Below are 20579 nucleotides of genomic sequence, written 5' to 3' on the forward strand. Positions count from 1 at the left end.
CGTCGGCGTCGCGGCCGCAACGCTCCAGCACGCGCACCCGGCGGTGCCGGCTGCCGGGCCAGGCGCTCGCGCCGTAGGCGGCCAGCGCGCCGGGCCAATCCTCGCGGCGCTCGCAGGCGTTGCCGATCTGATGCAGCAGCTTGGCGCGGCGCGTGTCGAGCCACGGTTGCGCGCAATCGATCGCGTTGACGTGGGCGGCCAGCGTGTCGAGCGGCATCGCGTCCGGCCACGCGTCGAGCGCGTCGCGGCAGACGAACAGCGCCAGATACGCGTCCACATCGGCGCGTTGCTGGAACGCGCGCGAAGAGGCCGCCAACTCGACGGTTTCGTACTGGAACACGCCGAGATCGGCCAGCACGAATTCAGACCAATCCTGATGCAGATTGCCGAAGAACATCAGCCGCAGCCGGTCGCACAGCGCGCCGACGCGCACTTCGAGCACGCGATCCCCGGTGGCCGGCAGCCAGGCCTCGAACGCCTGTTCGGCGTCGTGTTCGGCGCGCAGCGCGTCGAGCCATTCAGCCTTGCGCGCGCCCTTCGGCGCGGCAAAGCGCTGGCCCAGTTCGGGGCGCGTGGCAAGCGCGAACACGCCGTCGAGCGTCAGCGCGGGGGCGGCGTCCACCCAGCCGAGCGCCATCAGCGGCGCGGCGGCGGCCGGGGTTGCGCCGATCTCCTCATAGGCCAGCTTGCTTTCGCGGAAATACGGGCCGCTGCGCATCAGCATCCGCACGAGCAGCGCGCGCGACGGCTGCGGCAGCGCCGCGAACGCCTCCAGGAAGCCGCGCTCGGCGGCGTCGAACAGGTCGTCGTAGCGGGCGGCGAGCCAGGCCAGCGCGCGCTCGAAGTTGTCGAGGTAGTAGAAGGCGTACGGAGATGGGACGGCGGACGGCACGGGTTCGGGCGGGGCTGGGCTGAGGCGGCTGAAGCGAGGCGTTGCGGCGGAAACGAGCCGAAAAGGGTCGGATTGGCCGGATTGCCAACGGATTCGAGGTGCACAGGATAGCGTGTGGGCGGGGTTCTGGCATGGACTTCGGATGCGCCCCGCACGGCGAGCGTCGAGCGATGGCCTTCCGGACGACGATCCGATCCAGCCGGCAGATTTCGTCGCGAAAATTACGCCGCTCCGCCCCGCCGCTTCAACACATACGTATCCATGATCCACCCATGCCGCGCCCGCGCCTCGGCCCGCACCCGCGCGATCTCGTCCTTGACCTCGGCCAGCGGCCCCGCGATCAGGATTTCGTCCGGCGTGCCGACATACGCGCCCCAGTAAATATCGACGTCGTCCTCTATCCGCTCGAACGCATTGCGCGCATCGAGCATCACCACCACGCTGTCCGCCCCCTCGGGCAGCCGCGCCGGCAGTGCGCGGCCGTTGACGATCGCCACGCCGCGGCCGATCTCGTTGAGCGGCACGCGGTGCCGCGCGGCCAGCGCCTGCACGCTGCCGATGCCGGGAATCACCTCCCATTCGATCGCGTGCCGGCCGCTCGCCGCGATCGCGCCGACGATTCGCATCGTGCTGTCGTAGAGCGCCGGGTCGCCCCAGACGAGGAACGCGCCGCATTCGCCGTCGCGCAGCTCGCCGCCGATCAGCCGCTCGAACAGTTGCTGCTTGTCGCGGTTCAGCGCCTCGACTGCGCCGGCGTAGCTGTCGCCGTCCGGGCCGCGCTCGGGGCTGGCGGCCTCCACCACGCGGTAGCCGCCGTCGGGCCGGTGGCGCGCGAGCATGGCGTGGCGCAGCGCGATCAGCTTGGCCTTGGCGGGGCCTTTGTCCATCACGAAGAACACGTCGGCGCGGCGCATCGCGTCGACGGCCTGCAAGGTCAGATGGTCGGGATCGCCGCTGCCGATACCGATGACGAGGATGCGTTTCATGGCGGCTCCGATTGGCCGAGGCGAAAACGCGCAGTCTAAACGGTTCGGGGCGCCGGTTTGCCGGGCGCGGCGAGCGGGCGGCGTTCGCGCGGCGCGGCGAACTCGCGCGGGCCGGCCCCGGCCAGTTCGAAATAGACCGCCGCGCCGGCGCGCAGATCGACGATGCGGAACGCGCCCCACGGGTTGAAGACGACGCCGTGCGAGATCAGGTCGATCCGCTTCGAGCCGTCCTGGTAGGCCAGCGTGGCGGCGTCGTGCAGTTCGGGCACGGTCCAGCCCTCGAGGCCGGCGCGCGCCATCGCGGCCAGGATCGCGTCGCGCGCCGCCTCGGCCGAATCGGGCGGCGGCGCGATCCGCGACAGCTCGGCGCGCAGCCGCCCGAGGCGTTCGACCGTTTCGCCGCGACGGGCGGTGACGGCGCCGCGCGGGCGTTTGGCGTAGGTGGCGAGCATTTTCAGCGCGTCGATCGTGCCGCCTGCCGCGCCCGCGGCATCCGCGCCGCGCGTTTCCGGCGCGCTCGCCGCCGCGCTGTCCGGCAGGGACGGCGTATCGGCGGCAGGCAGGCGGAGGGACGGGATTCGGGTCATCGATCGAACTGGCACGGCAGCGGCCGGCCGCGCCGACGACCGGCGGGCGGCAATGCCGCGAGCCTTTTGGTATAACGCGGAAGCCGCCGCGCGGCGCGGGCCGATCCGAACCGGCAACGCACGATGCGAAGCGGCGGCCGTCGTCGCGGGCGCTGCGCCTCGCACGCGGCGGCTCTGCGATAATCGCGGCTCGCTCCCCCGTTCCCCTGTTCCACCCGTTCCCGATACCCCGCCATGACCGACGCCGTCGCCGCCTTGCCGCCGATCCACTGCCTGCAGCACGACGACCTGCCCTGGCTGCCGATGGCCGACGCGCTGCCGGGCCTCGCGATCAAGTACCTCCATATCGACGCGGCCCGCGACGAGCTGACGGTGCTGCTGCGCATGCCGGTCGGCATGACGCTGCCGCGCCATCGTCACGAGGGCACGGTGTTCGTCTATACGCTGGAAGGCGAATGGCGCTACCGCGAATACGACTGGATCGCGCGCGCCGGCAGCACGGTGCTGGAGCCGGCCGGCTCGGTGCACACGCCCGAAACGGTGGCCTCGCCCACCGGCAACGTGATCACGTTCAACGTGATGCGCGGCGACCTGGTGCTGCTCGACGACGCGGGCGCCGACGTGGCGCGCGAGAACTGCCGCGTCGCGCTGCTGCGCCAGCGCCGCCATGCGCGCGGCGCGCCGGAAGCGGCGGCGCCGTTCGTCACGCGCTGACCGGCGCGCCCTGCCTCATTCAACACCCGGCGCTCACTCCCCCGCCACGTCGATCGCCGAATCCGAGCGCACCTGCGTGCGCAACTGGAATTTCTGGATCTTGCCGGTGGAGGTTTTCGGCAGCTCGCCGAAGCGCACCGCCTTCGGCATCTTGTAGCCGGCCAGCAGCGTGCGGCAATGCGCGAGGATCTCCGCCTCGGTGGCCGTCATGCCCTCGCGCAACTCGACGAACGCGCACGGCACCTCGCCCCATTTCGGATCGGGCAGCGCCACCACGGCCGCCACCGCCACGGCCGGATGCCGGTACAGCACGTCCTCCAGCTCGATGCTCGAAATGTTCTCGCCGCCCGAAATGATGATGTCCTTGCGGCGATCCTTGATGCGGATATAGCCGTCCGGCATCAGCACGCCGAGATCGCCGGTGTGGAACCAGCCGCCGGCGAACGCCTCGTCGGTGGCGCGCGGGTTCTTCAGATAGCCCTTCATGCAGATGTTGCCGCGGAACATGATCTCGCCGAGCGTCTCGCCGTCGGCGGGCACCGGCGTCATGGTGTCCGGATCGAGCACGGTCGCGCCGGCCTGCAGGTGATAGCGCACGCCCTGGCGGGCCGTCAGCCGCGCGACCTCCTCGTCGGGCAGCGCGCCCCAGCCTTCCTGCACCGCGCAGACGGTGGCCGGCCCGTACACTTCGGTCAGCCCGTAGACGTGCGTGAGCGCGAAGCCGATCGACTTCATGCGCGCGATCACGGCCGGCGCGGGCGCGGCGCCGGCCACCTGCGCCTGCACCACGTGGTCGATGCCCGCGCGCCATTCGGCCGGCGCGTTGGCCAGCGTGCTGTGCACGATCGGCGCGCCGCTGTAGTGCGTGACGCCCTCGCGGCGGATCAGATCGAACACGGTGCGCGCGTCGAACTTGCGCAGGCAGACGTTGACGCCCGCGCGCGCCGCCACGGCCCACGGAAAACACCAGCCGTTGCAATGGAACATCGGCAGCGTCCACAGGTAGATCGCGTGCTTGGGCATGTCCCATTCGAGCAGATTCGACAGCGCGGCCAGATAGGCGCCGCGATGGTGATACACCACGCCCTTCGGGTCGCCGGTGGTGCCCGACGTGTAGTTCAGCGCGATCGCGTCCCATTCGTCCGCGGGCGGCGCCCAGGGCGTTTCCGGGTCGCCGGACGCGATGAACGCCTCGTAATCGGTGGCGCCGGCGAAGCTGGCGGGATCGGCCGGCATCGCGTCGGCCACGCTGACGATCCGCAGCCCGGGCAGCGTCTCGGCCGCCTGCCGCGCGATCTCGGCGTATTCGGTATCGACGATCAGCAGCTTCGCCTCGCCGTGGCGCAGCACGAACAGCACCGACGCCGCGTCGAGCCGCGTGTTGATCGCATTGAGCACCGCGCCCGTCATCGGCACGCCGAAGTGCGCGTCGAGCATCGGCGGGATGTTCGGCAGCAGCGCGGCCACGGTGTCGCCGCGCCGGATCCCGGCCTGCGCCAGCGCGCCGGCCAGGCGGCGCGCCCGCGCATAGGCCTCGGCCCAGGTGTAGCGCTGCGCGCCGTGCACCACGGCGAGCCGGTCGCCATAGACCTCGGCCGCGCGCGCGATGAAATCGGTCGGCGTCAGCGGCACGTAGTTCGCGTCGCGCCGGCCCAGCCCATCCTCGAACAACTGCGTCATGACTGCGTCTCCCGCGGGCTCGGCCCGCTCGTTATCGGCGATACCGGCCGGTTTCGAAATGTGTCAGGCTACCCGGCGCATTGTGGGCCGTCCGTCATGGAAACGACAGGCTCGCGCCAGACGAACCCACGTTATCCCTGAGATCGCTAACCCTGCCCCCATGAACGCCGCCGCCCGCCCAACCGCCACCCGCCTGATTTCCGGCCTCGCGCGGCCCCGTCTCCGGCCGGTCGCGCCCGCCGCTTCCTGACAATTCAGCCATTCTGGCGTCAGGAAAGCGCCCCGCCCGCCTGACTATCATCCAGTCCCGACCTTACATCCCGCCCTCCGAGCCGCCTCCCGCCTGCCTCCATGTGGATCGTCAATCTCGCGCTGCGCCGCCCGTACACGTTCATCGTGATGGCCATCATGATCCTGCTCGCGACGCCGCTGGCGCTGGTCAGGACGCCCACCGACGTGCTGCCCTCGATCGATATCCCGGTCATCAGCGTGATCTGGAATTACAGCGGCTTCTCGGCGCGCGACATGGCCGAGCGCATCACCTCGGTCCATGAGCGCACGCTGACCACCACCGTCAGCAATATCGAGCACATCGAATCGCAGACGCTGCCCGGCATCGCCATCGTCAAGGTGTTCCTGCAGCCGGGGGCGAATACCCAGACTGCGATCGCACAGACGGTGTCGTCGGCGCAGTCGATCGTGCGGCAGATGCCGCCGGGGGCGACCCCGCCGCTCGTGATCAGCTATTCGGCGTCGAGCATTCCGGTGCTGCAACTCGGGCTGTCGAGTTCGTCGCTGAGCGAGGAATCGCTGGCCGACATCGCGCTGAACTTCCTGCGCCCGCAACTGATCACCGTGCGCGGCGTGCAGATTCCCTACCCGTACGGCGGGCGCACGCGCGTGATCTCGGTCGATCTCGACATGCAGGCGCTGATGGCCAAGGGGCTGTCGCCCGCCGACGTCGTCAACGCGGTGGGCGTGCAGAACTTGATCCTGCCCACCGGCACGGCCAAGATCGGGCCGACCGAATATCGCGTCGGCACCAACGCCTCGCCCGACACGGTGGCCGAGCTGAACCGCCTGCCGATCCGCACGCAGAACGGCGCAACCATCTACCTGGCGGACGTGGCGCACGTGCGCGACGGCTTCACGCCGCAAACCAACATCGTGCGCAAGGACGGCCAGCGCGGCGTGCTGGTGTCGATCATGAAGACGGGCGACGCCTCCACGCTGCAGGTGGTGAACGCGCTGAAGACGCTGCTGCCGAGCGTCGAGGCCACGCTGCCGGCCGACCTCAAGATCAGCTCGCTGTTCGATCAGTCGGTGTTCGTGAAGGCCGCCGTGCAGGGCGTGATCCACGAGGCGCTGATCGCGGCGCTGCTGACGGCGATGATGATCCTGCTGTTCCTCGGCAACTGGCGCAGCACGCTGATCATCGCGATCTCGATCCCGCTGTCGATCTTCACGTCGATCCTGGCGCTGGCCGCGCTCGGCCAGACCATCAACATCATGACGCTCGGCGGGCTGGCACTCGCGGTCGGGATCCTGGTGGACGACGCCACCGTGACGATCGAGAACATCGAGCGCCACCTGCACCTCGGCACCGGGCTGCGGCAGGCGATCCTCGACGGCGCGGGCGAGATCGCGGTGCCGGCGCTGGTCTCCACGCTGTGCATCTGCATCGTGTTCGTGCCGATGTTCTTCCTGACCGGCGTGGCGCGCTACCTGTTCGTGCCGCTGGCCGAGGCGGTGGTGTTCGCGATGCTGGCCTCCTACGTGCTGTCGCGCACGCTGGTGCCGACCATGGCGATGCTGCTGTTCCGGCGCGATGCGGCGCACGCGCCGGGCGCGCATGGGGCCGAAAACGCCGCCGCCGAAGCGCCGGCCCGCCGCGCGTCGCGCTTCGCGCGCCTGCACCACGGCTTCGACCGCGCGTTCGAACGCCTGCGCGCCGGCTACATCGTGCTGCTCGGCATGCTGATCGTGCGCCGCCGCGCGGCCGCCATCGCGTTCCTCGGCTTCTGCGTGCTGTCGACAGGGTTGATCTTCGTGCTGGGCCGCGATTTCTTCCCGAGCGTCGACGCCGGCAACATCCGCCTGCACATGCGCGCGCAGACGGGCATCCGCATCGAGGAAACCGCGCGGCTGGCCGACCAGGTCGAGAAGGTGGTGCGCGAGGTGGTGCCGGCCGACCAGCTCGACACCATCGTCGACAACCTCGGTCTGCCGTCGAGCGGCATCAACCTGTCGTACAGCAACGCGGGCACGATCGGCACGCTCGACGGCGAGATCATGATCGCGCTGAAGGAAGGCCACCCGCCCGCGCACCGCTACGTCGAGACGCTGCGCCGCGTGCTGCCCGAGCGCTTCCCGGGCGTGGAGTTCTTCTTCCAGCCGTCCGACATCGTCACGCAGATCCTCAACTTCGGTCAGCCGGCCGCGATCGACGTGCAACTGCAAGGCAACAACGCCAGCTCGAACATGGCGATCGCGAGCCAGTTGCTCAAGCGCGTGCGCACCGTGCCCGGCGCGGTGGACGCGCACATCCTGCAGCGCATCGACGAGCCGACGCTGACGGCCTACATGGATCGCACGCGGATGCAGCAGTTGAACCTGTCGGCGCAGAACGTCGCGCAGAACATGCTGATCTCGCTGGCCGGCACCTCGCAGACCACGCCGACGTTCTGGGTCAATCCGCAAACCGGCGTGCAATATCCGCTGACGATCCAGACGCCGCAATACCAGATCCACTCGGTCGGCGATCTGCTCAGCACGCCGATCGCCGCCTCGGGCGCGCCCGGCACGCCGTACCAGTTGCTGGCGAATCTGGCCGAGCTGCGGCGCGGCGTCGATCCGGCCGTGGTCACGCACTACAACATCCGGCCGGTGACGGATCTGTACGTGAGCGTGGACGGGCGCGATCTCGGCGGCGTGGCGTCGGACATCGACCGGATCGTCAGCGAGGCCCGCAAGACGCTGCCGCGCGGCACCACCATCACGCTGCGCGGCCAGGTGGACACGATGCGCAGCTCGTATTTCGGGCTGGGCGCGGGCGTGGCGATGGCGATCGTGCTGGTGTATCTGCTGATCGTGGTGAACTTCCAGTCGTGGATCGATCCGCTGATCATCATCAGCGCGATGCCGGCGGCGCTGGCCGGCATCGCCTGGATGCTGTTCGTGACGGGCACCCACCTGAGCGTGCCGGCGCTGACCGGCGCGATCATGACGGTGGGCGTGGCCACCGCGAACTCGATCCTGGTGGTGTCGTTCGCGCGGCAGCGGCTCGATGCCGGCGTGCCGGCGCTGTCGGCCGCGCTGGAAGCGGGTGCCACGCGGATCCGCCCGGTCATGATGACCGCGCTGGCGATGATCATCGGCATGATTCCGATGGCGCTCGGGCTCGGCGAAGGCGCGGAGCAGAACGCCCCGCTCGGCCGCGCCGTGATCGGCGGGCTGCTGTTCGCGACCGTTTCGACGCTGTTTTTCGTCCCGCTGGTGTTCGCGGGCGTGCATCACCGACTGGCGAAACGGCGCGCGCACCGCGCCGAAGCGTCCTGACCCCTGGATTCGTTTTAGACCGGTTGAACTCATGGAAGAGAAACGTCATAGCGCCGTCGGGCTGCACGCCGAAGAATCGGGGCTGGACCTGCCCGCCCGCAACACGGTGCGCCGGCGCGCGAAGCTCGCGCTGATCGTGGCCGGCGTGGTGCTGGCGGTGCTGGCCGCGCGCACGCTGGTGGTGGATTGGTTCAATCGCGGCAAGCTCGACAAGCTGGCCGAACAGAACGCGCGCCAGTACGTCACGGTGGTCACGCCGAGCCCGGCCACCGGCGACACGCGGCTGGCGCTGCCGGGCACGCTGCGCGGCTACGTGGAGGCGCCGATCTACGCGCGCGCGAGCGGCTACGTGGCGCGCTGGGACGTCGACATCGGCACGCACGTGAAGGCCGGCCAGGTGCTGGCCGAGCTCGATACGCCCGAGGTGGACCAGGAATTCGCGCAGGCGGTGGCGCAGCGCCAGCAGGTGCAATCGTCGCTGGCGCTGGCGCGCACCTCGTTCGACCGCGCACAGCAACTGCGCCAGCGCGACGCCGTCTCGCAGCAGGAGCTCGACGACCGTCAGGGCGCGTACAACCAGGCCGTCGCGAACCTGGCGGCGGCCGAGGCCAACGTCCGCCGCCTGACCGAGCTGAAAGGCTTCCAGAAGATCGTCGCGCCGGTGGACGGCGTGGTCACGCAGCGCAACATCGACGTGGGCGACCTGATCAACGCGGGCAACAGCGGCGCCGGGCGCGCGCTGTTCATGGTCACCCAGGCGGACCGGCTGCGGCTCTACGTGCGCGTGCCGCAAACCTACGCGCAGCAGGTGCGCGTCGGCCAGCACGTGGCCGTCACGCAATCCGAGCTGCCGGGCCAGACGTTCGACGGCACCGTCACACACACCGCGCGCGCCATCGACGTGGCCACCCGCACGCTGCAGATCGAGATCACGCTGCCGAACCAGGACGGCCGCCTGCTGCCGGGCGCCTACGTGAAGGCGACGCTGCCGATGGCGGCGGTCGGCACGCTGACGGTGCCCGCCAATACGCTGCTGTTCCGCGCCGAAGGGCCGACGCTCGCCGTGGTGGACGCCAACGGCAAGGTCGCGCTGCGGCCGGTGCGGATCGCGCGCACGCTCGGCAAGTCGCTCGAACTCGACGAAGGCATCGAGGCCGGCGACCGGATCGTGCTGAACCCGAGCGATTCGCTGGCGAACGGAGACACGGTGGTCGTGAAGGCGACGGTGGCGGCGGGTGACGGCAAGGCGGCGCACGGGAACGCGGCGGCTTCAGGCACGTCGGCCGCTTCTGGGGCTTCGGCCACTTCGGCCACTTCGGCCACTTCGGCCACTTCGGCCACTTCGGCCACTTCGGCCACTTCGGGGGCTTCGGGGGCTTCGGGGGCTTCGGGGGCCGGATCGTGAGCATCATGCGTCGCCCTTCGAGCCGGATCGCGCGCTTGGCCGAGGCACACGCGTCGGCTGCCGGTTCGCCGCCGCGCCCGCGCCGGCGGTGTTCGGCCGCCCGCCGCGCCGCTCTGGCCGTGCTGGCCGCGGCCACGTCGCCGCTGTGGCTGGCCGGCTGCACGGTCGGCCCCGATTACCATCGCCCGGCCGTCGGCACGCCCGACGCCTGGCAGACGCCGGCCGACGATGCCTACTGGCAACGCGCGCGCCCATCCCACGCGGCGCTCTCGCCCGACTGGTGGACCGCGTTCGACGATCCGCTGCTGAACGACCTCGAAACGCAGGCGCTGGCCGCCAACCAGACGCTGGCCGCCACCGCTGCGCACTACGCGCAGGCCCGCGCCACGCTGGCCTCGACCTCGGCCGCGCAACTGCCGGCGATCGGCCTGAACAGCGGCGCGAGCCGCTCGCGGATCTCGGCCGACCGCCCGCTGACCAATTACGCGCAGACCAACCATTCGACCGTCCAGAACGACACGCAATTCGGCGCCACGGCCAGCTACGAGCTCGATCTGTTCGGCCGGATCCGTCGCACCGTGGAGGCCGCGCAGGCCAGCGCCGAGCAATCCGCCGACGATCTTGCCAATGCCCGTCTCGTGCTGACGGCCGACCTCGCCACCGCCTATCTGCAACTGCGCGAAACCGACGCCGAGATCGACGTGCTGGCCCGCTCCGTGGCGCTGCAGCAGAAAGCGCTCGATTTCGTCAGCGCGCAGCACGAACTGGGCGCGGTATCGGGGCTCGATCTGCTCCAGCAGCGCGCCCAGCTCGATCAGACGAAAACCCAGGCGCAACTGCTGCGCAACACGCGCCAGCAATACGAACACGCGATCGCCACGCTGACCGGCACGCCCGCGCCGTCGTTCTCGATCGCCCCGCGCGTGCAGCCGCTGAACGCGCCCGCGCTGCCGCCCGGCCTGCCGAGCGAGGTGCTGCAACGCCGCCCCGACGTGGCCTCGGCCGAGCGCGCGATGGCCGCCGCCAACGCACAGATCGGCGTGGCGCGCGCCGCCTATTTCCCGCGCCTGACGCTGTCGCCCGACATCGGCTGGGAAGCCACGCGCTTCGCCAGCCTGTTTTCGGTGCCGGCGCTGGTGTGGTCGGTGGGGGCATCGGTGTCGCAGCCGCTGTTCCAGGGCGGCCGGCTCCAGGCCGGCGTCGATTACGCGCAGGCCGGCTACGCGGCCGCCCAGGCCAACTACCGGCAAACCGTGCTGACCGCGTTCCAGGAAGTGCAGAACGCCGTGACCGGCCTGTCCACGCTCGACGAGGCCAGCCGCCGCGCCCGCGCCGGCGTGGAGGATTCGCGGCAGCTCGTCTCGCTCGCGCGCGACCGCTATGCGGGCGGCCTGACCGCCTACATCGACGTGATCAGCGCGCAACAACAGTTACTGACCAGCGAGCGCCAGGAGGTGCAGATCCGTGGCCAACGCGCCGCGCTGGTGGTATATCTCGCAAAAGCGCTCGGCGGCGGCTGGTCTGCCGCCGCCGGGCCAGCCAACGGGAAATCCGAATGAAAGTATTGATCGTCGAAGACGAACCGAAGGTCGTCGATTACCTGAAAAGCGGGCTGTCGGAGGAAGGCTGGGTGGTGGATACCGCTACCGACGGCGAGGACGGCGCCTGGAAAGCCGTCGAATACGACTACGACGTGGTCGTGCTCGACGTGATGCTGCCGAAGATCGACGGCTTCGGCGTGCTGCGCGCGCTGCGGGCGCAGAAGGACACGCCGGTCATCATGCTGACCGCGCGCGACCGCGTGGACGACCGCGTGCGCGGCCTGCGCGGCGGCGCCGACGATTACCTCACCAAGCCGTTCTCGTTTCTCGAGCTGATCGAGCGGCTGCGCGCGCTGACGCGCCGCGCCCGCGTGCAGGAATCGACGCTGATCTCGATCGGCGATTTGCGCGTGGACCTGATCAGCCGCCGCGCCACGCGCAACGGCATCCGCCTCGACCTGACCGCCCAGGAATTCCAGCTGCTCGGCGTGCTGGCGCGCCGGCGCGGCGAGGTGCTGTCGAAGACGACCATCACCGAGCTGGTGTGGGACGTCAATTTCGACAGCAACGCGAACGTGGTGGAAACCGCCATCAAGCGGCTGCGCGCCAAGCTGGACGGCCCGTATTCCGACAAGCTGCTGCATACCATCCGCGGGATGGGCTACGTGCTCGAAGTGCGCGACGAGCCGGAAGCCGACCTGCGTCGCTGAGGTTCTCCATGAAACGCTCGATCTCGATGCGTCTGTCGGTGATGTTCGCCATCACCTCGTTGCTGGTGTTCTCGCTGGTGGGGATCGGCCTGTTCGCGATGATGGAGCGGCAGTTGTTCGCCGAGCTGCGCGCGACGCTGGAAACCCGCGCCAAGGTGGCCGAGATGATCCTCTCGCACGCCAGCACCCCGGCGCGCTGGCACATCACGCAGGAAAAACTGACCGATCTGCAGCCGCTCGACGGCTCGACGCGCTACATCGTCACCAGCCCCGATCCAGCCTACACGCTCGGCAAGCCGGTGGTGGGCACGCCGGTGGACGTGCCGGTCGGCGCGTTCGAACTGAAGCACGTCGACGGCAGCAGCTACAACGTGATGACGCGCACCACCACGATCGCGTCGAACGGCATTCATCCCGAACTGACGCTGATCGTGGCCACCGCCTGCGACCGCACGCAGAAGATGCTGCGCTTCATCGCGCTGACGCTGGCGGCGCTGATCGGCGCGGCCACCGTGATCTCGCTGCTGTTGAGCCGCGCGGTGACGCGCTTCGGGCTGGAGCCGCTCGCGCAATTGTCCAAGGAAGCGGCCGCGCTGAGCCCGGCGAACCGCAAGCAGCGGCTGCGAACCGACGCGCTGCCGAGCGAGCTGCACGAGCTGGCCAGTTCGTTCAACGGCGCGCTGGAGCGCATCGAGCTGGCCTACGACCGGCTCGAATCGTTCAACGCCGACGTCGCGCACGAGTTGCGCACGCCGGTCAGCATCCTGATCGGCCAGACCCAGGTGGCGCTGACCTCGCGCGAGCGCACCGTCGAGCGCATGCAGCAGACGCTGCAGTCGAACCTCGAGGAATTCGAGCGCTTGCGCGTGATCGTCAACGACATGCTGTTCCTGTCGCGCAGCGATCGCGGCGAGCGCGCCACCAACCTCAGCGACGTGTCGCTGGCGAACGAGGTGGCGCGCATGCTCGATTTCCTCGAATTCTCGCTGGAGGACGCGCAACTGCGCGCCGAGCTGTCGGGCGATGCGCGCGCGAGCGTCGACACCTCGCTGTTCGGCCGCGCCATGACCAATCTGCTGATCAATGCGATCCAGCACTCGCGGCCGGGCGACGCGATCCGCGTGACGATCCGCGCGACCGGCGAACAGGTGGAGATCGCCGTGGCCAACCCCGGCGCGGCGCTCGATCCGGCCAAGCGCGCGCACATGTTCGAGCGCTTCTACCGGCTCGAGGAGGCGCGCTCGAACAGCAACGAGAATCACGGGCTCGGGCTGTCGATCGTCAAGGCCGTCGCCGACATGCACGGCGGCGCGGTGTTCGTGAGCTGCGACGACGGCTGGAACACGTTCGGCTTCTCGGTGCCCGCCACGCCGCCGGCGCTGCCGGCCGGGCAGCGGCCCGTCGTCAAGACCATGCCGCACAAGGCGGCGCTGCGTCCTTCCTGAACACCGGCTGGCGCGGCCGGCTCGTTGGATGAACGAGCCGGCCGCGAGCGTTGCCGTTCGCGGCTCTCCCGTTTCCTTCCTTCGCAGCGCGTGCCGCCGCGCGGCGTCGTCTCGCGTTCGCGACACCGCGCACGGCCGATGTGCCGATTCGGTTGCCTCCGCCACCTTCTCCGCATCGTTTCTTAACAGTGGTTCCTGCCTGATACGTTCGCGCGACGCCGCCGCGAGCCGGCGCCGCTCGCTCGCCGCGTTGCGGGCGGGCCGCGTCCGGAACGGCCGCGCCTGCGTTCCGTGCGCTTCGCCACGTTCGGCGCGCGGCCTCGCTCAGGGTATGTCCGGGGCCGCGCGAACCACGATTCCGCGGCGTCCGCGCAACGCATTCCGGCCGTGAACCGGGCGGTGTTTCAAGGCTGATACGTTTTCGTTCGGCTTACAGGCCCGCAGGCCGGATGCGCGTCGCGCAATCGAGCAGGGGCGCGGGTTTTGCGCCGTTGGCACGCTCCTCGCTGTATGTCCTGCACACCGGAGACCTGCGATGCCGAACCTGCCCCGCCACCTCTGCCTGAATGTCGCCGCCGCGCTGATCGCTGCGGCGAGCTTGTCCGCCGTGCACGCCCAGGTGCTGCCGGCAGCCGCGGCGCTCGAGTTCGTCGCGGCCGAACGGCCGATGGCCGGCCTGCGCGACGCCCAGCTCGACGAAGCGACGCTGGCCGCTCAACGCGGCCGCGCCGCCGGCATGACGATGATGGTGTCGGCCTCGCCGATGCAGCTGGCCGCCGCGCGCAACGGCGTGACGTTGTGGGACGAGCTCGTGCCGCCGGCCCTGCCGTCGCCGCTGCCGGTGCCGGCCGATGCGCCGCGCCCGATGCAGGGCAACAGCCTCAGCCTGACGCGCCGTTGAAACCCGAACCACCGAGGATGCCGACATGAATCCGCTCCGTTTCCCGTTCGTCGCTCCGCTCGCCGCGCTCGGCGCTGCCGGCGCGATCGCCGGCGCCGCGAGCACGGCCCACGCGCAACAGGCGCCGCAGAACCCTGGCGACCTGATCGTGCTGCGCGACGTGACGCCGCGCATCGCGTATCGCCCGGTGCCGGTCGATCAGGATCCGGTGCGTGTGCGCGCCACGACGTTCCCGGCCAACACGTTCAACCCGATGATGGCCACGTTGGCCTCCGATCTCGATCTGACCAATGCGCGCGGCTCGCTCGGCATCGCCGGCGGCAACGTGGCCGGCACCAGCGCGACGGTGGCCGCCGTCACCCAGGTGATGACGGCCGACCTGGCCGGCCCGCTCGGGCGCGGCGCGGGCGGCGTGAGCATCCCGACCTCGGGCATCGCGACCATCGGCGGCACGATCTCCACCACCATCACCGGCGCGATCTCGCCGCTCGTCACCGCGCTGGGAGCGATCAAATGAGCCGCCTTTCTCACGCATCGGCATCGAACGATTGCTTCGCTGTGCGAACGATCTTCGCACGCGGCGCAGGCTGGCTGCCGGCGCTCGCCCTGCTCGCGGCCGCCGGCGTCCAAGCGCAATCGGCGGCGCAGGTGAGCGGCGTCGCGACGATCGGCGCGAACGCGGCGCGCGACATCGGCGGCGTGCTCAAGATCAACGAGACGGTGGGTACGGGCAATGCACAGGCCAATCAATTGGGCATCGCCATCGGCACGGCGGCGGGCGCGAGCCTCTCGTCGCTGCAAGTGGCCACGAGCGTGGCGCGCACCGGCGACACGGCGGCCCGCATCGAGGGCGGCGCGTTGTCGAACCTGTCGGGTGCGGCAATGGTGAATCAGAGCGCGGGCAGCGCAAATCTACAGCGCAACAGCATGGCCATCGGCTCGCTGGGCGCAGGAATCGAAGCCGTTTCGGATACCGAACTGTCCGAAACGGCTTCGAAGGCCGGAGGCCTGGGAAACCCGGCGGGGGGCCGGGGAATGCGGGAGGTGTCGATTAGCGGCGACGCTTTCAAGCATATCAGCGGAATCGTGCAAGTCAACCAGACAGCCGGCGCCGGTAACACCACGGCAAACAGTTTTGTGCTCCGTCCCCCGGCGGGCACGCTTTTTATCAACTAGCCACTTCTGTATCGGAGCGCATCATGAAACGCACTGTCATTGCAGCCGCGGTTCTCGTCTCGGCCGCCGGATCGGCCCAAGCGGCGGACGCATTCCTCTACAACGTTACCGGGGTCACCGAGGCTGTCGGCATCTTCGGGTTTGTCGGTCTGTACGGCGCCGTCGGCGTGTCGAGCAGCGCCGGCGCGGTGATCAACAACAACCAGACGGTTTCGTTGAATCACGTGTCGCTGGAGCCGCTGTATCAGAGCTATACGAAGGGCAGCATCACGGCATCGGTGGACGACGTGTCGTCCTCCGTCAACAACTCGGGCTACGCATACCACAACGGCGTGCAATCCTCGTCGTTCGACGCGTCGTACAAGACGAAGTCGTCGCAGTCGATGTCGCGCAGCGGCAGCAGTTGGGTCGCCGGCGGCACCTACAGCACGGCCTCGTCGCAACAGAGCGCGACGGCCAACCAGTCGTCGAGCCTGCATCAATCGGGCAACACCGGCGGCTCGGCCTTCATCGTCGGCGGCGCCGCCGCGGCATCGGGCAGCAGCCAGAGCGGCCAGATCAGCGGGTATTTCCTGCCGGGCCTGTTCGGCTTCATCGCGGGCGGCAGTGCGTCGCAAAGCGAAAGCGGCTATATCGCCGGTGCCGCCGGTGCGGCCTGGGGCACGTCGTCCTCGGCCAACGCGTCGAGCAGCGCGCACCAGCACGCCGATACCAGCACGAGCCGCACGAGCGCATCGTTCGGCACGGCATGGAATGCCGGCGGCATGCAGAGCGAGGCGCAATCCGCGTCCAGCGGCTCGATCTCCGCGAACGAGAAATCGGAATCGCTCAACGCGAACTACTGGGGCTTCAGCAACACCTACACCGCCATGCGCAGCGCAACGACGGGCTCCCTCACGTTCGTCACCAACACCGAGCAAGCCGGCACGCTGACCGCCACCACCGGCAACAACGCGGCCACCGGCGTCAAGGGCAACCTCGGCGTCAACATCGCGATGGGCATCGACAACGCGCAGAGCAACGACGTGTCGCTGGCTTCGGTCGATGTCGGCAACGTGTTCGGCAACGCGCAGATCTTCAGCAACCAGGCGTCGTCGGGCCGCGCCCGCATCGACAACTTCGTGCTGAACGCGTCGGTGGGCGACGGTTCGCTGGCGGGCGTGTCGGGCAACGTCGGCGTCAATGTCGCCTCGGGCATCGGCAACGTGCAGAACAACAGCCTCGCCGGCTCGATGACGACCGTGTCGGCAGGCCAGGCTCGCACGGTCGCCATGATCGCCACGGACGACAACACGCAAGTGGCCAGCGCGCAGATCGACGGGCGCTTCGTCGGCACCGCGATGCTCGGCGCGAACACCCTCACGGGTGCGACCGGCAACATCGGCGTGAACATCGCCGGCGGCGCGGGCAACCTGCAGCACAACGGCCTCGCGATCGCGGCGCTCAACAGCGGCCATTGACCGCTCCGGCAGCCTCGCGCACCGCAGGATCGGCGGCGCGCGAGGCCCTGCCGCACGCTCGGCAGGAAGCAGCACGAAGCAACAGGCAGTAGCGGGGGAGACACCCATGACATCGACACGCCTTCACGCGCCGGCCCGGCTCGCAGCCCTCTGCGCATGCTGGGTTTTCGGCCCGTTCGCGACCGCTCAGGCGTCGGGCATCGACGCGCTGCCGTTCGCCGGCGTGCCCGTGCACAAGACATTGAAATCGATGTACGACCTGCGCCATCGCGACATCGTCGGCCAGCAGTTCGATTTCAGCTGCGGCTCGGCCGCGCTCGCCACGCTGCTCAAGTACGGCTACGGCATCGACATCCCCGAAGCCGACATGATCCAGCGGATGATGGCCTTCTCCTCGCCCGAGGTGGTCGTGCGTCACGGCTTCTCGATGCTCGACATGAAGAAGTTCGTCGAAACGCTCGGGCTGCGCGGACGCGGCTTCCGAGTGGGCCTCGACGCGCTCCGCACGCTGCAGATCCCCGTCATCGTGCTGATGAACATCGAAGGCTACGAGCACTTCGTGATCGTCAAGCGCGCCGCCGACGGCCGGGTGTTCATCGCCGACCCCGCGCTCGGCAACCGCATCCTGCTCGAACAGGATTTCGTCAAGACCTGGAACGGCCTGGTGTTCGCCGTTGTGGGCAAACCCTTCATGGAGGATTCCCCGCTGCTGCAGCACAACGACTCGCTGGCGCTCCGGTTGCGCGAACAGGCGCTCACCACCGGCTCCGCCGCGATCCCGTTCGTCGAGTACGGCTTGATCAAGGCAGACCTGTTCTGACCCATCATGAATCGCTCACTCTCATTCCTGCGCGGCGCGGCATGCGCGGCCGCCTGCGCGCTCACCGGCAGCGCCGCCCAGGCCACCTCGCCCGCCGGCATGCAGATGCCGTTCGCGGGCGACGCGCCGGCGCAGGCCGCGCTGCCGATCGTCGCGGTCGGCGACGACGTGCTGGCCCGTCAGACCGGCAAATTCGCCGACGCCACGATGGTGTCCGGCTTCGTCGTCAACCTGATTTCGCAATGGCAGTTGCCGAACGGCGCGCTCGCGGTCGCTCAGGGATCGCTGAACGTCGCCGCCAACGGCGCGAACCAGCTGTCGGCCCAGGTGCAGACGGTCGCCGCCGTGGTGGCGGGCGATCCGTCGCGCGCCAACGGCACCGATCCGAACGCGGTGGCGTCGGGCGGCCAGACGATCCGCGTCAACGGCGTGTCGCAGGTCACGCAGGTGGCTGGCAACGGCAACACCGGCAGCAACGCGATGACGATCGACTTCGGCCCGAACCTCGGCACGGCATCGGCCATGCTGCCCGGCGCGAGCAACGCGCCGAGCGCCTCGGCGGCCAGCGCCGACGGCACGATCCGCGCCAGCATCGCGTTCGGCGCGAACGGCGTGACGCTCGCGCTGAACACGCCGGCCGGCGTCGCGAGCCAGATCGTCGCGCCCGCCGCCGCGCAGGCCGGCAGCATCGCCCAACTGCTGCAGGTGGCCGGCAATCAGCAGCTCGTCTCCAACCAGCTCCAGCTTCAGTTGCGCACGCAACAGATGTCGGGCGGCGCGCTGCGCCAGGCCGGCATCCTGCAGGCGCTGCAAGCCGGCTTCGGCGCAAGGAGATGACGCGCGGCGCGCACACCGCAGCTCCATAACCACGGCGCCCGCGCCCAGCATGCGACGGGACGCCGATACGGCAGCAGAACGCGCCGTTCCTTTGCCGCCGGGCAGCCTGAACCGGCGAGCGGCGCGGAACCGAATGTCACGCTTCGAACAACACCGGGGGTTAGACCATGCAGATCGATTTCTCGCCGCGCCATCCGCTCGCGGCCATTCCGGCGGCCGTGCTGATGCTCGCGCTCGCCAGCGGCGCCCAGGCCCAGGCGCTGGCCAATCAGTCGGTCGAGGACCGGCTCAACGCGCTGATGCAGCTCGTCGATGCGCAACAACGCAAGATCCAGTCGCTCGAACGCCATGTGGTGGATCTGGAGATGCAGCAGCGCGGGCGCGGTCTGTCCGACCCGCCGGCCGAAGCCGCGAACGGCGGAGCGAATGGAGGCGCCGGCGGCGGCACCCTGCTCGCCCAATACACGCCGCTCTCGCCTGCCTCGGGAGACGGCACCGGCACGGCCACCGGCGTATCCGTCTCGCCGCCCGTGACGGGCTCGGCCGGCACCGGCGCCGGCCCCCGGGGCGCGAACGCCGCGGCGGCGGCCGGCTCGATCGGCACCGAGAACCGCGCGGCCGAGCCCACCCGCACCGAAGCCGAAAACGCCGTCGTGCAGCGCGAACACGCCCCGCTGTTCGACCACAAGCTGACGATCGACTGGGGCATCAGCGACACCTACTACGACCGCCGCCAGTTGCAGCTTTCCGGGTTCCTCGCGCTCGACGCGATCTTCCTCGGCAACCTGAACCTCGGCCAGACCAAATCGCACCAGCTGACGAGCGACGTCGACATCCGCTACGGCCTGACCAGCCGCATCAACGTGGACGTGGACGTGCCCTACGTGTATCGCACCAGCAGCTTCATCGTCGGCGGCGCGGGCGGCGCGGCCAGCTCGCTGTCGGACGCCAGCGGCAGCTCGCACGCGCTCGGCGACGTGAACTTCGGGATCTACTACCAGTTTCTGAAGGAAACCCAGAACCTGCCCGACGTGGTCGGCAGCCTGCGCGTGAAGACGCCGTCCGGCACCTCGCCGTTCGGCATCAAGCTGCGCCAGATCGATCCGAACAACACCAACCTCGTCGCGCCCGACACGCTGCCCACCGGCACCGGCTTCTGGAGCATCACGGCCGGCATGTCGGTGCTGAAGACCTACGATCCGATCGTGCTGTTCGGCAGCCTGTCGTACACCTACAACGTCGCGCGCTCGTTCTCCGACATCTCGTCGGTGGTCGGCCAGACGCAACCGGCCAAGGTCAAGCTCGGCGACATCGTGCAGATCGGCGGCGGCGTGGCGCTGGCGTTCTCGGAACGCGATTCGGCCAGCATCGCCTACACGCTGGCGTTCGAGCCGGAGACCAAGACCAAGGCGCCCGGCGACGTCTGGCAGAAGGTGCCGGGCAGCCAGACCACCGCGTCGACGCTGAGCTTCGGCCTCAATCACGTCTTCAACAAGCACCTGACGATGAATGCGTCGGTTGCCGTCGGCCTGACGCCGGACGCGCCGAACTTCGTGGTTGGCGTGCGTTTCCCCTACACGTTCTGATCGTCGCGACGGAGCCCATCGTGCAAGAGTCCCGCGTCCCGCCCGCCGTCATCGCCGCCGATTTCTCGCGTCGCCGCCGTGCCGCCGACACCCCGTCCGACGCGCCGGCCGCGCCGCGCACGCTCGTCTATCTCGCCCGCCTGCCCGACCCGGTGCTGGCCACGTTCCTGTCGCAGCACGGCTGGCGCGTCGTGCGCTTCGGCTCGCCGCTCGAGTTCGCGCGGCAACCGGCCGCCGCCGCGCCGCAAGCCGGCCTGCTCGATCTGCGCGGCTTCTCGAGC

16 protein-coding genes and 2 pseudogenes are annotated in these 20579 nt (G+C 69.6%); 14 read left to right on the forward strand and 4 right to left on the reverse strand.

Annotation, left to right across the window (positions count from 1 at the left end):
- From G3N92_RS17150 to G3N92_RS17160, 3 genes and pseudogenes are all read right to left on the reverse strand, one after another.
- Window positions 1-892 (reverse strand): annotated as a pseudogene (locus G3N92_RS17150) (VRR-NUC domain-containing protein); the annotation flags it as partial.
- 221 nt (window positions 893-1113) lie between these two features.
- Window positions 1114-1878 carry a precorrin-6A synthase (deacetylating) gene (gene cobF, locus G3N92_RS17155; protein ID WP_206128731.1) on the reverse strand — a complete coding sequence of 255 codons (765 nt, stop codon included), beginning with the start codon at window positions 1876-1878 and terminating at the stop codon, window positions 1114-1116.
- Window positions 1879-1913: 35 nt separating this feature from the next.
- Complete coding sequence (locus G3N92_RS17160) at window positions 1914-2465, reverse strand: hypothetical protein (protein WP_206128732.1); 552 nt, start codon at window positions 2463-2465, stop codon at window positions 1914-1916.
- Between the two features lie 234 nt (window positions 2466-2699).
- On the opposite strand from G3N92_RS17160, the gene G3N92_RS17165 reads away from it, so the two are divergent.
- Window positions 2700-3179 carry a 2,4'-dihydroxyacetophenone dioxygenase family protein gene (locus G3N92_RS17165; RefSeq protein WP_206128733.1) on the forward strand — a complete coding sequence of 160 codons (480 nt, stop codon included), beginning with the start codon at window positions 2700-2702 and terminating at the stop codon, window positions 3177-3179.
- 33 nt (window positions 3180-3212) lie between these two features.
- On the opposite strand, the gene G3N92_RS17170 is transcribed toward G3N92_RS17165, so the two are convergent.
- On the reverse strand, window positions 3213-4859 hold the full coding sequence (locus G3N92_RS17170; RefSeq protein ID WP_206128734.1) for an acyl-CoA synthetase: 1647 nt from the start codon (window positions 4857-4859) through the stop codon (window positions 3213-3215).
- A 351-nt stretch (window positions 4860-5210) separates the two neighbouring features.
- Here G3N92_RS17170 and G3N92_RS17175 point away from each other — a divergent pair, with 351 nt between their 5' ends.
- From G3N92_RS17175 to G3N92_RS17235, 13 genes and pseudogenes are all read left to right on the forward strand, one after another.
- Entirely contained in the window at window positions 5211-8417 is a 3207-nt protein-coding gene (locus tag G3N92_RS17175; protein ID WP_206128735.1) for an efflux RND transporter permease subunit, read from the forward strand.
- Between the two features lie 31 nt (window positions 8418-8448).
- Window positions 8449-9822: an efflux RND transporter periplasmic adaptor subunit gene (locus tag G3N92_RS17180; protein WP_206128736.1), complete on the forward strand. Its 1374-nt coding sequence runs from the start codon at window positions 8449-8451 to the stop codon at window positions 9820-9822.
- A gap of 5 nt (window positions 9823-9827) precedes the next feature.
- On the forward strand, window positions 9828-11381 hold the full coding sequence (locus G3N92_RS17185; protein ID WP_206128737.1) for an efflux transporter outer membrane subunit: 1554 nt from the start codon (window positions 9828-9830) through the stop codon (window positions 11379-11381).
- On the forward strand, window positions 11378-12073 hold the full coding sequence (locus G3N92_RS17190; RefSeq protein WP_206128738.1) for a heavy metal response regulator transcription factor: 696 nt from the start codon (window positions 11378-11380) through the stop codon (window positions 12071-12073). The genes G3N92_RS17185 and G3N92_RS17190 overlap by 4 nt, the downstream gene beginning before the upstream one ends.
- An 8-nt stretch (window positions 12074-12081) precedes the next feature.
- Entirely contained in the window at window positions 12082-13518 is a 1437-nt protein-coding gene (locus G3N92_RS17195) for a heavy metal sensor histidine kinase (RefSeq protein WP_206128739.1), read from the forward strand.
- A gap of 535 nt (window positions 13519-14053) precedes the next feature.
- A complete protein-coding gene (locus G3N92_RS17200; RefSeq protein ID WP_241014840.1) occupies window positions 14054-14419 on the forward strand; it encodes a hypothetical protein in 366 nt (121 codons plus the stop codon).
- 25 nt (window positions 14420-14444) lie between these two features.
- Window positions 14445-14936 carry a hypothetical protein gene (locus tag G3N92_RS17205; protein WP_241014841.1) on the forward strand — a complete coding sequence of 164 codons (492 nt, stop codon included), beginning with the start codon at window positions 14445-14447 and terminating at the stop codon, window positions 14934-14936.
- Window positions 14933-15595 carry a hypothetical protein gene (locus tag G3N92_RS17210; protein ID WP_206128740.1) on the forward strand — a complete coding sequence of 221 codons (663 nt, stop codon included), beginning with the start codon at window positions 14933-14935 and terminating at the stop codon, window positions 15593-15595. Before G3N92_RS17205 ends, G3N92_RS17210 begins: the two co-directional genes overlap by 4 nt.
- A gap of 23 nt (window positions 15596-15618) precedes the next feature.
- Entirely contained in the window at window positions 15619-17055 is a 1437-nt protein-coding gene (locus G3N92_RS17215) for a cell wall anchor protein (RefSeq protein ID WP_206128741.1), read from the forward strand.
- Window positions 17056-17161: 106 nt separating this feature from the next.
- Entirely contained in the window at window positions 17162-17875 is a 714-nt protein-coding gene (locus tag G3N92_RS17220) for a C39 family peptidase (RefSeq protein ID WP_206128742.1), read from the forward strand.
- A gap of 6 nt (window positions 17876-17881) precedes the next feature.
- Window positions 17882-18712 (forward strand): peptidase C39, encoded by an 831-nt coding sequence (locus G3N92_RS17225; RefSeq protein WP_206128743.1) that lies wholly within the window; start codon window positions 17882-17884, stop codon window positions 18710-18712.
- Window positions 18713-18879: 167 nt separating this feature from the next.
- The gene (locus G3N92_RS17230; protein WP_206128744.1) at window positions 18880-20298 is read left to right on the forward strand and encodes a hypothetical protein; all 1419 of its coding nucleotides are present in this window, start codon (window positions 18880-18882) and stop codon (window positions 20296-20298) included.
- Window positions 20299-20318: 20 nt separating this feature from the next.
- Window positions 20319-20579, forward strand: a pseudogene (locus G3N92_RS17235) (sigma-54-dependent Fis family transcriptional regulator); the annotation flags it as partial.

The organism is Burkholderia sp. Ac-20379 (genome assembly GCF_017104645.1).
In the GTDB taxonomy this organism is placed as follows: domain Bacteria; phylum Pseudomonadota; class Gammaproteobacteria; order Burkholderiales; family Burkholderiaceae; genus Burkholderia.

Excerpts from the sequence above, each read along its gene's own strand:
- G3N92_RS17190 (WP_206128738.1), top strand. The coding sequence starts at position 11,378 with ATGAAAGTATTGATCGTCGAAGACGAACCGAAGGTCGTCGATTACCTG.
- G3N92_RS17175 (WP_206128735.1), top strand. The coding sequence starts at position 5,211 with ATGTGGATCGTCAATCTCGCGCTGCGCCGCCCGTACACGTTCATCGTG.
- G3N92_RS17215 (WP_206128741.1), top strand. The coding sequence starts at position 15,619 with ATGAAACGCACTGTCATTGCAGCCGCGGTTCTCGTCTCGGCCGCCGGA.
- G3N92_RS17210 (WP_206128740.1), top strand. The coding sequence starts at position 14,933 with ATGAGCCGCCTTTCTCACGCATCGGCATCGAACGATTGCTTCGCTGTG.
- G3N92_RS17205 (WP_241014841.1), top strand. The coding sequence starts at position 14,445 with ATGAATCCGCTCCGTTTCCCGTTCGTCGCTCCGCTCGCCGCGCTCGGC.
- G3N92_RS17200 (WP_241014840.1), top strand. The coding sequence starts at position 14,054 with ATGCCGAACCTGCCCCGCCACCTCTGCCTGAATGTCGCCGCCGCGCTG.
- G3N92_RS17170 (WP_206128734.1), bottom strand. The coding sequence starts at position 4,859 with ATGACGCAGTTGTTCGAGGATGGGCTGGGCCGGCGCGACGCGAACTAC.
- cobF (WP_206128731.1), bottom strand. The coding sequence starts at position 1,878 with ATGAAACGCATCCTCGTCATCGGTATCGGCAGCGGCGATCCCGACCAT.
- G3N92_RS17195 (WP_206128739.1), top strand. The coding sequence starts at position 12,082 with ATGAAACGCTCGATCTCGATGCGTCTGTCGGTGATGTTCGCCATCACC.
- G3N92_RS17230 (WP_206128744.1), top strand. The coding sequence starts at position 18,880 with ATGCAGATCGATTTCTCGCCGCGCCATCCGCTCGCGGCCATTCCGGCG.
- G3N92_RS17225 (WP_206128743.1), top strand. The coding sequence starts at position 17,882 with ATGAATCGCTCACTCTCATTCCTGCGCGGCGCGGCATGCGCGGCCGCC.
- G3N92_RS17180 (WP_206128736.1), top strand. The coding sequence starts at position 8,449 with ATGGAAGAGAAACGTCATAGCGCCGTCGGGCTGCACGCCGAAGAATCG.
- G3N92_RS17160 (WP_206128732.1), bottom strand. The coding sequence starts at position 2,465 with ATGACCCGAATCCCGTCCCTCCGCCTGCCTGCCGCCGATACGCCGTCC.
- G3N92_RS17220 (WP_206128742.1), top strand. The coding sequence starts at position 17,162 with ATGACATCGACACGCCTTCACGCGCCGGCCCGGCTCGCAGCCCTCTGC.
- G3N92_RS17185 (WP_206128737.1), top strand. The coding sequence starts at position 9,828 with ATGCGTCGCCCTTCGAGCCGGATCGCGCGCTTGGCCGAGGCACACGCG.
- G3N92_RS17165 (WP_206128733.1), top strand. The coding sequence starts at position 2,700 with ATGACCGACGCCGTCGCCGCCTTGCCGCCGATCCACTGCCTGCAGCAC.